Below are 10,654 nucleotides of genomic sequence, written 5' to 3'. Positions count from 1 at the left end.
AGGATATCGCTAGAAAAAACAAACTAACAGTTACAGGGAAAAAGTTGTACAAAGTACGCTGTTCAACTATAGAGCGAAGCTTTGCAGACGCCAAAGAACTACATGGCTATCGATATGCTCGATTTCGAGGGCTGAAGTCTGTCCAAATGCAGGCTTATCTCACCGCAGCTTGTCAAAACATGAAAAAAATAGCCCTCCATCTGACCAAAAAAGGTCTGGTGGAGGGCTATTTTTTTGAAACTCTATTATTTTATGTTGTTTTTATTCGCTAAAATCAAAATGATTACAGAGTGTTGGGAACCCCTAAAGGGTTTCCCAACACTCTGGAAAATAAAAAAAGAGCCGATGGGCTCTTTTTTTATTTTTCTTTCTTGTGTTCTTTATATTCATGTACTTTTTCTTTTACATTACCAACTGTATCTTTAGCAGTGCCTTTCACCTTATCCCATTTTCCTTCAGCTTGTAATTTCTTATTGTCAGTTACTTTCCCAACAACTTCTTTTACTTCACCTTTTACCTTATCAATGGCACCTTCTACTTTTTCTTTTAAACCATGATCATGTTTAGTCATACACTTCTCCTCCTTGTAGTTTGATTAGAATTCTCTTTTCATATTGCAAGTTGAATGATGTATCTAGTAATAGCGTAACAAATCTAGTTGGAATATTCAAATGATTAATAGGATAGAAAAGGAATTGTCATAAAATGTTTAAAAATGTAACGGAAGGAGAAAGAAAGTAAATTATAATATGTCTTTTGCGGTCCATATTGATTTTGTATAAGCAATTTTCATATGGGCCCGTTCCATGTTATTTTGACTGCGGCTACCAAAGCGGGCTTGGCCAACTATTAAATGACAATTTGTCGCTATAGCTTTTTCTATTCTTTTTTGAATTAATGCAGTATGACAGCCGTTACGTTGAAATTCTGGCAAAGTAGCAGAAGCAGCTAATGATGCGACACCCTTATTTATATACAGGACACCAATACTAGCAGGGATATTTTGAACTTCAGCTATGAAAAAATGCCATCCTGGTTCATTGTAAAGAATTTCATTATTTTGGCGCACACCATCTGTTGTAAAGGATGGCATATTAAATCCACGTACATAAATGTTTGCAAAAATATCAAAATCATTTTCTTTTAGTTTTCGTATTGTAATATTAGAAGGAAGAAGTGATGAACCCTCTCTCGGTATACTATACAAAGCAGTATGGAAGCTAGATTGATAAAACCCTTTTTGAGATAAGTATTGAAATAATTCAGTTGTACCTTGTGCTGGGGTAATTTCAAAACGACAAGTGATTTGTAGTGATTGATAATAAGAGATAATTTCATCTAACTCATCTGTATTTGTAAATGTAATACCTTTTACCGTATTAAAAGCAGGACCAGCAATTATTTTTGATGAAAAGGCAGTGGCACTACCGAATTTTTTCATTTGCACTTGCATTGGGTTTCCGCTCATTGTTTGTAGTCTCTCTAATTTAGAAGAGAGCATATCAATTTCTGCATTTTCAATTTCTGTTGCTATACCGAGTGTAATAACAGTAGTCATAAAATTCCTCCGTTAATAAATATATTTCATAGTACATATACGATTTTTGTTTTGAGATTCCTGTTGAAATGTGAGAGAATAAGAGGTTTTTTGGAAGGGAAATGGAAGTGAGCTGTCGAAGGGAGTGGAAACAGATTAAAGGTGGTGCTCTCATGAAACAAAAAACCGTGCAGACATGCTCTAATTGTGGTTCTCAAAACATAGGAGAAGGTGAGTTTGTCGGATATGCACAAATACGGAAAAAGGAAACGATGTTCACATCTTCACCGGTGGATGCTTATATTTGTACAGATTGCGGGAATATCCTTTCATTAAAAGTACGACATTATGAAAAGTTTAAGCAGAAGCCGTTATGATTATTGAGTAGTGACTTTATTAGAAAAGTTAATAAGAGTAATATTTTACATATATATATATGAGTATGCCTCAGATAAAGAGATGAAAACATATACTGTACATAGTTCGTTATATGACACATAAAAATATATAGAAGAAATTGTGAGGCAGTAGGAGGAAGAAAAAACAGCTCCTCTTGGAATATTTCATATTTAAAACTCCTTTAAATAAAGGAGTTTTTTGTTTTTTTATAACAATAATTACCTTTAATTGTTATAAATAGTTATTAGGAGAGGGTGGTTTATTAACGCCATAATCATAGAAGAATAATAGCTAAATCGTATACAAAACCACTATATAACACATTCGCAACCGTAAGTTGACAAAGTGCAACCGCGGGAAGATAGAGATAAAGGCAATGTTTACATACAATTTAGGTAAGAAAACAAAGGGGGACACACATATGGGATTTGGTGAAAAGCTTTTTAAATTAAGAAAAGAAAAGGGCCTTTCTCAAGAAGCATTAGCTGAAAAATTAAACACAACAAGGCAAGCGGTTAGTAAATGGGAAAACGGTCAAGGTTTTCCTGAAACTGAAAAGTTAATAATGATTGGAAATGTATTTGAAGTATCACTTGACTATTTATTAAAAGAAACTGCTGAGCAAAGTAACGAAAAGGAAAATAGTTATTATGTAAGTAAGGAAATGGCAGAAGGGTATGTAGTGTATGGACAAAAAATTTCTAAATATATTGCATTAGGATTTAGCTTGCTTATTTTATCTACAATACCGTACTTATTATTTAAAGAAAATGCAACAATGTCTACGTTTCTTGTCATTATCATTGCAGTGCTTGGAATCGGAGCAATGATGGCACCTGTAACGATAGAAGAGAGTCGATACAATGTATTGAAAAAGGAAGAACTACTATTTGATCAAAACTTTCTAAAAGAATTGACCAAAAGATATGCGACTATTAAGAAGAAGTATATGGCAGTAGTGATCGTTGGATTTTGTTTTATTGCAGCAGGAGCGATACCGTTTTTATTTGAGAAAAAACGAATTACTTCAGGAGAACTCGTACAGTATTATCCTTATTGTGTTGTACTTATTGCTATCGGAGTTTATCTTTTTGTTCGTGTGTTAGGGGTGTTAGAGACGTATCGGATTTTAGTAGAAAATAAGGAATACAGTAATCGTTTTATTTTTAAATTGAAAAAGAAAGTAAGGAAAATGGTAGATAGTTTATAAAAAATAAAAAACATGTTTCGAATCAATGTATTCAAAACATGTTTTTTATCGTTCTGAATTATTTCCAAAGAAATAATTCAGAAAATACAGAAAAATGTCGTAATCATTTGCGGAAGTCTGTTATAATAAACGAAAAAATGAAAACGCTTTAAAGGGGGATATAACCAATATGATGATGAATGTACCGCTAACAATTAGTTCTATGATGGAAAGAGCAGAAAAGTTATTCTCAAAGAAAGAAATTGTTTCTCGCACACATGATACCATTACGACATTAACGTATAAGCAGTTAGGGGAAAGGACGAGAAGACTTTCCAGTGCGTTGAAAAAGCTTGGAATTAAAGAAGGTGAACGTGTAGGAACGTTAGCGTGGAACCATCATCGACATGTGGAAGCGTATTTTGCTATTCCAGGTATTGCTTCTGTTTTGCACACAATTAACATTCGTTTATCTCCTCAACATATTTCATACATTATTCAGCACGCAGAAGACCGAATTCTACTTATAGATGAAGATCTCGTACCGCTTGTTGAAAATATTCAATCACAATTATCAACTGTACAAGCTTACATTGTTATGACTGATAAAGATAAACTCCCAAATACGACGCTGAAGCCTGTATATCATTATGAAAAGCTATTAGAAGAAGGTGATCCAAATTTCCAATTTGTAAAAGATATTGATGAAAATACACCTGCTGGTATGTGTTATACGTCAGCGACTACAGGAAATCCAAAAGGTGTTGTATATACGCATCGTAGTACTGTATTACACTGTATGGCACTCGGTTTAGCGGATACAGCTGCTTTATCGGAAAGTGATGCAGCAATGGCAATCGTCCCGATGTTTCATGTGAACGCTTGGGGACTTCCTTTTGCGGCTACTTGGTTTGGATCAAAACAAGTTCTTCCTGGACCGATGTTTACTCCAAAAATTTTATTAGAGATGATTCAATCAGAAAAAGTGACGTTAGCTGCCGGTGTGCCGACAATTTGGCTCGGCGTATTACAAGAGTTAGAAAATAATAGTTACGATTTATCTAGTATGACGAGAATACTATGCGGAGGTGCAGCGGCGCCGAAAAGTGTTATTAAAGCATTTGAACAGAAACATAATGTTCCGTTCATACATGCATATGGTATGACTGAAACGAGTCCACTCGTAACACTTGCACGTTTAAAAAGTTATGAAACGGAATTATCGTATGAAGAGCAACTAGAAATTCGCTCTAAACAAGGATATCTTGTACCTGGTGTCGAGATGAAAGTAGTCGGTACGAATGGTGAAGTGAAGTGGGATGGTACTGAGATGGGAGAATTATGTTTACGAGCACCTTGGATCGCTGAAAGCTATTATAACGATGATCGTACTGTCGAAGGTTTTCGCGATGGATGGTTATATACTGGTGATGTTGTCACAGTGGATGAGGAAGGTTGCGTGAAAATTGTTGACCGTACGAAGGATGTTATTAAAAGCGGGGGAGAATGGATTTCTTCGGTCGATCTTGAAAATGCTTTAATGGCACATGATGCTATATTTGAAGCGGCTGTCGTTGCAGTTCCTCACCCTCAGTGGCAAGAGCGACCAATTGCCTGCGTTGTTCAAAAGAAAAATAGTACGGTTACAAAAGAAGAAATATATGAGTTTTTAAAACCACAGTTTGCGAAGTGGTGGTTGCCAGACGATATTGTCTTTATGGAAGAAATACCGAAAACATCTGTTGGGAAGTTTTTAAAACAGGCGCTTCGGAAAGAACTGGAGCATTTGCATAGAGAGAAATAAGTGAACTTTTATTTGTAAACTCTAATACATTAACGGTTGACAAAAGAGGAGTGGAAAGATAATATAATTTTTGTGATATGTTATCTAAAAACAATTTTAAGTTTACAAATAGGAGAAGCAAATATGAATACAAAAAATTTAGTTTTCGTCGCTTTATTTAGTTCTATTATGGGAGTGTTAGGGTTAATACCTCCGATTGCTCTTTCTATTACACCAGTTCCAATTACATTGCAATCACTCGGTGTTATGCTTGCGGGTGGGTTGTTAGGATCACGTCTAGGTGCGTTAAGTCAGCTTATTTTCTTACTTATTGTAGGAGTTGGAGCACCATTGCTTGCTGGTGGACGCGGTGGCCTTGGTGTATTTGTTGGACCAAGTGCAGGATATTTACTTGGTTACATCATTGGGGCGTTTGTTATTGGTTATTTAATTGAGCGTTTACGTGAAGTTTCTATTATAAAAGTATTATGTATTAATATAATTGGTGGTATTTTCGTAGTTTATGTATTTGGTATTACTGTACAAGCGTTCTTAATGGAAGTTTCTGTATGGGAGACAATGAAAGTGAGTGCTGTGTTTTTACCAGGGGATTGTATAAAAGCAATTATTGCGGCAGTTCTCGTAACAAAATTACATCGTTCATTGAAACATATTATTACGCCCGCTTTAAAGAATGGAAAATATACAAATGCGGGATGATAAAGGGAAGAAACACGTTAATTGCGTGTTTCTTTTTATTATTATTGTAAAGAAAGGACGTCTCATATGGGGATTACAAAAGAATATAAAAAGCATACCTCTTTACAACCAAATAAAATAGCGATAAAGGAAAATGATAGAGTTTTAACATATAAAGAGTGGTTTGAATCAGTTTGTAAAGTAGCAAGCTGGTTAAATGAAAAAAAATCGAAGAATAAAACGATAGCAATCCTATTAGAAAATCGTATAGAGTTTTTACAACTATTTTCTGGTGCCGCTATGGCCGGGTGGGTTTGTGTTCCGTTAGATATAAAGTGGAAACAAGATGAGCTCAGAGAAAGAATTGAAATTAGTAATCCGGATATGATTGTGACAGAACGATATAAGGTGAATGATCTATTGGATGAAGAAGGAAGAGTAATTGAAATTGATGAGTGGAAAAGAATGATAGAGAAATATCTTCCTACATATTCCACTGTAGAAAGTGTACAACATGCTCCTTTTTATATGGGATTTACATCAGGATCAACAGGAACAGCAAAAGCATTTTTACGTGCACAACAATCGTGGGTTCATAGTTTTGATTGTAATGTACATGATTTTCATATGAAAAGGGAGGATTCGATTTTAATAGCTGGGACGCTCGTTCATTCTCTTTTCTTATACGGGGCAATAAGTGCATTATATGTAGGACAAACAGTGCACATTATGAGAAAGTTCTTTCCAAATCAAGTATTAGATAAGTTAGAAACTGAAAATATATCAGTTATGTATACAGTTCCGACAATGCTTGAATCTTTATATAAAGAAAGTAGATTAATAGAAAATAAAGTGAAAATTATTTCGTCAGGAGCGAAATGGGAAGCTGAAGCGAAAGAAAAAATAAAGAATATATTTCCTTATGCGAAAAGATATGAATTTTATGGTGCATCAGAGTTAAGTTTTGTAACAGCACTAGTCGATGCAGAAAGCGAAAGAAGGCCAAATTCAGTAGGAAAACCTTGTCATAATGTGCAAGTTCGAATATGTAATGAAGCAGGCGAAGAAGTACAAAAAGGTGAAATAGGAACTGTTTATGTGAAAAGTGATCAGTTTTTTATGGGATACATAATAGATGGGGTTTTAACACGGGAGTTGAATGCAGAAGGTTGGATGACAGTGCGAGATGTAGGCTATGAAGATGAAGAAGGCTTTATATATATTGTTGGTAGAGAGAAGAATATGATTTTATTTGGAGGAATCAATATTTATCCAGAAGAAATAGAAAGTGTATTACATGAACACCCAGCTGTTGATGAAATAGTTGTAATTGGTGTGAAAGATAGTTACTGGGGTGAAAAGCCCGTCGCGATCGTAAAAGGAAGTGCTACGAAACAACAATTAAAGAGTTTTTGCTTACAGAGATTATCCTCTTTTAAAATACCGAAAGAATGGCATTTTGTAGATGGAATACCTTATACAAATAGTGGGAAAATCGCTCGTATGGAAGCAAAAAGTATGATTGAAAACCGGGAGAAAATATATGAATAGAGCAGTTATTGTAGAGGCGAAAAGAACACCTATTGGTAAGAAGAATGGGATGTTAAAAGAGTATGAAGTTCAGCAATTAACAACGCCGCTTCTTACGTTTTTAAGTAAAGGGATTGAGAGGGAAATAGATGATGTCATATTAGGTAATGTTGTTGGGCCAGGAGGGAATGTTGCGAGACTATCTGCTTTAGAGGTGGGACTTGGCTATCATATTCCTGGTGTAACGATTGATCGGCAATGTGGTTCTGGTTTAGAAGCAATTCGAACTGCGTGTCATCTCATTCAAGGCGGGGCAGGTAAGTGTTATATCGCCGGGGGAGTAGAGAGTACAAGTACGTCACCTTTTCAAAAAAGAGCAAGATTTTCACCTGAAACAATTGGTGATCCTGACATGGGAGTAGCGGCTGAATATGTTGCGGAGCGTTATAATATAACGAGAGAAATGCAAGACGAGTATGCTTGTCTTAGTTATAAGCGGACACTGCAAGCGTTAGAAAAAGGATATATACATGATGAAATATTTTCTTTTAATGGATTATTAGATGAATCTATAAAGCCAGAAATGAATTATGAACGAATCATTAAAAGAACAAAGCCCGCATTTTTACAAAATGGAACAGTAACGGCAGGTAATTCGTGCGGTGTAAATGATGGGGCATGTGCTGTTCTTGTAATGGAAGAGGGACAAGCCCGAAAGTTAGGATACAAGCCTGTACTTCGTTTCGTTCGTAGTGCTGTAGTGGGAGTGGATCCCAAGCTTCCAGGGACTGGTCCGATATTTGCGGTGAACAAATTATTAAACGAAATGAATGTAAAAGTAGAGGACATCGATTATTTTGAAATAAATGAAGCATTCGCCTCAAAAGTTGTTGCTTGCGCAAAAGAGTTACAAATTCCGTACGAAAAAGTAAATGTAAATGGTGGAGCAATTGCGCTCGGTCATCCGTACGGTGCATCTGGTGCTATGCTTGTAACACGTTTGTTTTATCAGGCACAAAGAGAGTCTATGAAATATGGAATTGCTACATTAGGAATTGGAGGCGGGATAGGGATTGCGCTATTATTTGAGAAAGTAGAAGACTAGCGAGGTAACTAGTTTTCTACTTTTTGAGGAACATAAATATTGCTACCAGGCTTCGCTTTCATTTCGTTCCAAGCAGCAATCGCATCAGCTTTTGCTTTCCCTTTATTATTTGGATCTTCGAAAAAGTCACGAGTAAAGCGATTGTATTCAAATTGTGTACCGATAGTTGTTTTGTATGTAGGGTCTTTTTTTCGTTCGTTTTCTTCATGCCAAAAAGCTATCGCGTCTTCATATGTTTTTCCAACATTCTCTTTGAAAAATTTTTGAAGAGCTACTGTAAAGCGGAAGTTTGTTCCGATTTTTTCTTTGAAAAAAGCACGAACATCTTCGCTACAGCGGTGATTGTTAGTAATAATCGTTTGAAGAGAAAGGTCTTTATAGGATAGGGAAGCTTTACTCACCTTTTGAACAGAGCTGTTTTTTAATATTTTACCAGTAGTTAAATAATGTGAGATACGCTCGGTTATTTCGATCTTAGAGCCACTAGCTGGCAACCCATTCTCACGACAAAATGTTTGGAGTTCTGCTTTTAACCAATAATAGTTTTGGAAATCTTCAAGTGATATAGACTTTGTTAAAGTTGGACGCATGAATGTAACAACTACTTTCTTCCATAATTTTCTTCAATTATAAAACGTATGTTCTTTTTATGGAAGGGTTAATTTGTAAATATAATGGGAAGAGGAGATTACATATGGAAAATGTAATGCAAGTTCGTGTTACGGGAATTTTAATTGAAGGTGAAAAATTATTGCTAGTAAAGCAAAAAGTTGCTAATAGGAATTGGTCTTTACCTGGAGGAAGAGTGGAGAATGGTAAAATGTTAGAAGAGGCGATGATTAGAGAAATGAGAGAAGAAACGGGATTAGAAGTTAAAATTAAGAAGCTACTCTATGTTTGTGATAAACCGGATGCCAGTCCATCTTTATTACATATTACATTTCTACTTGAAAAGCTTACAGGGGAAATTATGTTACCCTCTAATGAATTTGATCATAATCCAATTCATGATGTGCAAATGGTGCCGATTAAAGATTTAAGTCATTATGGTTTTTCGGAAACTTTTATAACTCTTATAAGTGAAGGTTTTTCAAATGCAGGGAGTTACCAAGGATTGAAACAAAATATTGGCCTGTAACTATAGAGTAAGGATAGCTATTAGCTATCCTTACTAAAAATGCTTTACACCGCCGACTGTAAAGAAGAAACAAGCTGATTTAAAAATTCATCTCCGCTCATAATTGCTTTCCCGCCACCGCGAGCACTCTTCTTATTTCCGCCACCTTTTCCTTCGATTGTAGGAAGAGCGTCTTTTAAAAGAGCATTCATATCGAGTGATACTGATTTTCCGCAAGCGAGAATACATTGTAGTTTGTCATCATTTTCGATGACGAAATACGTAATTGCATGCTCTTGTTGTTCTGTAATAATAGCGGAAAGCTTTGCGATTTCTTGCATAGAACGATTTGTAAATACTTTAGAAATAAGTATGTCAGCATGAATTTTTATAGGCTGTAGAAGTAGTTCATTTGCCTCTGCAAATAATAATTTTTCATTCATTGTTTGTATTGCTTTTTCGTTTTCTTTTTGAGAAGTAAGCAGTTGCGCCACTTTTGCTGGAATATCAGTTTCGCTACTGTTTAATTGTTTAGAAACATCTTTCATAATTTGTTGCTGTTGTCCCATTAATTTAAGTGTACGCCAACCAGCGATAAACGTTAAGCGTATACCACCTTTATTGCGCTCCCATCCTAGTACTTGAATAGGACCAACTTCACCAGTTCGTTTCGGATGCGTTCCACCACAACCGTTGTAGTCAAAGTTTTCGATAATAACAACCCGTATATTTTCTGTTATAGTCGGTTCTTTACGAAGGGGCAACGTTTTCGCTTCTTCTAAGTTCATCCACTGGATGCGGATTGGATGGTTTTCAAAAACAATTTTGTTTGCAATTTGTATTGCTTTTTCAACCGTTTCTGCATGAAGATTTTCTGTTTCTAAATCAATTGTTACTGTTTCTTTACCAAGATGGAATCCAATTGTAGGCATGTTAAAATGGTCCCAAAAAGCAGCAGATAAAATGTGCTGAGCTGCATGTTGTTGCATATGATCAAAACGGCGCTCCCAATTGATTTTACCTTCTACGTCTTCTGTATGTAATTGTTCTGCAATGTAGTGACGAATTTCTCCGTTTATCTCTTCTACATTGATTACATTGATTACATTGATATCATTTAATGTACCAGTATCATATGGTTGTCCGCCACCTGTCGGATAAAATGCTGTTTCATTCAAAACAACGTATAAGTTACCGTCTTTATCATAATCTTGCTTTATAATTTTAGTAGTAAAGTCTTGCTTATAAGCGTCAGTGTAATATAATTTGTGCTCCAATTTTCTTTCTCCCCTCGC

The 10,654-nt window shown here is 35.5% G+C and carries 11 protein-coding genes and 2 pseudogenes; 9 read left to right on the top strand and 4 right to left on the bottom strand.

Annotation, left to right across the window (positions count from 1 at the left end; all coding sequences use genetic code 11):
- Positions 1-283 (top strand): annotated as a pseudogene (locus BUA87_RS21860) (transposase); the annotation flags it as partial.
- A 75-nt stretch (positions 284-358) separates the two neighbouring features.
- Here BUA87_RS21860 and BUA87_RS21855 read toward each other — a convergent pair.
- Positions 359-571: a CsbD family protein gene (locus BUA87_RS21855; protein WP_000160410.1), complete on the bottom strand. Its 213-nt coding sequence runs from the start codon at positions 569-571 to the stop codon at positions 359-361.
- Between the two features lie 171 nt (positions 572-742).
- Positions 743-1,558, bottom strand: a complete 816-nt coding sequence (locus BUA87_RS21850; protein ID WP_072940794.1) for a GNAT family N-acetyltransferase — start codon at positions 1,556-1,558, stop codon at positions 743-745.
- A 152-nt stretch (positions 1,559-1,710) separates the two neighbouring features.
- Here BUA87_RS21850 and BUA87_RS21845 point away from each other — a divergent pair, with 152 nt between their 5' ends.
- The 7 genes and pseudogenes from BUA87_RS21845 (at position 1,711) to BUA87_RS21815 (ending at position 8,242) form a co-directional block, all read left to right on the top strand.
- Positions 1,711-1,914: a hypothetical protein gene (locus tag BUA87_RS21845; protein WP_033693195.1), complete on the top strand. Its 204-nt coding sequence runs from the start codon at positions 1,711-1,713 to the stop codon at positions 1,912-1,914.
- A 10-nt stretch (positions 1,915-1,924) separates the two neighbouring features.
- Positions 1,925-2,035 (top strand): annotated as a pseudogene (locus BUA87_RS31955) (N-acetyltransferase); the annotation flags it as partial.
- Between the two features lie 322 nt (positions 2,036-2,357).
- On the top strand, positions 2,358-3,146 hold the full coding sequence (locus BUA87_RS21835; RefSeq protein WP_061660268.1) for a helix-turn-helix domain-containing protein: 789 nt from the start codon (positions 2,358-2,360) through the stop codon (positions 3,144-3,146).
- A gap of 169 nt (positions 3,147-3,315) precedes the next feature.
- A complete protein-coding gene (locus tag BUA87_RS21830) occupies positions 3,316-4,929 on the top strand; it encodes a long-chain fatty acid--CoA ligase (protein WP_072940788.1) in 1,614 nt (537 codons plus the stop codon).
- Between the two features lie 123 nt (positions 4,930-5,052).
- Positions 5,053-5,628, top strand: coding sequence for a biotin transporter BioY (locus BUA87_RS21825; protein WP_001093335.1), 576 nt, complete (start codon positions 5,053-5,055; stop codon positions 5,626-5,628).
- Positions 5,629-5,694: 66 nt separating this feature from the next.
- A complete protein-coding gene (locus tag BUA87_RS21820; protein ID WP_072940785.1) occupies positions 5,695-7,158 on the top strand; it encodes an acyl-CoA synthetase in 1,464 nt (487 codons plus the stop codon).
- Positions 7,151-8,242 carry an acetyl-CoA C-acyltransferase gene (locus tag BUA87_RS21815; protein WP_001078010.1) on the top strand — a complete coding sequence of 364 codons (1,092 nt, stop codon included), beginning with the start codon at positions 7,151-7,153 and terminating at the stop codon, positions 8,240-8,242. Before BUA87_RS21820 ends, BUA87_RS21815 begins: the two co-directional genes overlap by 8 nt.
- A gap of 8 nt (positions 8,243-8,250) precedes the next feature.
- Here BUA87_RS21815 and BUA87_RS21810 read toward each other — a convergent pair whose 3' ends face one another.
- Positions 8,251-8,832 carry a DUF6434 domain-containing protein gene (locus BUA87_RS21810; protein ID WP_001247912.1) on the bottom strand — a complete coding sequence of 194 codons (582 nt, stop codon included), beginning with the start codon at positions 8,830-8,832 and terminating at the stop codon, positions 8,251-8,253.
- 104 nt (positions 8,833-8,936) lie between these two features.
- Here BUA87_RS21810 and BUA87_RS21805 point away from each other — a divergent pair, with 104 nt between their 5' ends.
- Positions 8,937-9,380, top strand: coding sequence for an NUDIX hydrolase (locus BUA87_RS21805; RefSeq protein WP_072940782.1), 444 nt, complete (start codon positions 8,937-8,939; stop codon positions 9,378-9,380).
- Between the two features lie 44 nt (positions 9,381-9,424).
- On the opposite strand, the gene BUA87_RS21800 is transcribed toward BUA87_RS21805, so the two are convergent.
- Positions 9,425-10,636: an alanyl-tRNA editing protein gene (locus tag BUA87_RS21800; RefSeq protein ID WP_176543047.1), complete on the bottom strand. Its 1,212-nt coding sequence runs from the start codon at positions 10,634-10,636 to the stop codon at positions 9,425-9,427.
- Positions 10,637-10,654 lie beyond the last annotated feature (18 nt).

Origin of the sequence: Bacillus sp. bc15, assembly GCF_900142585.1 — a bacterium.
In the GTDB taxonomy this organism is placed as follows: Bacteria; Bacillota; Bacilli; order Bacillales; family Bacillaceae_G; genus Bacillus_A; species Bacillus_A cereus.
The sequence above is the reverse complement of the archived record's forward strand: the minus strand, read 5'-3'. Positions and strand labels throughout refer to the sequence as shown.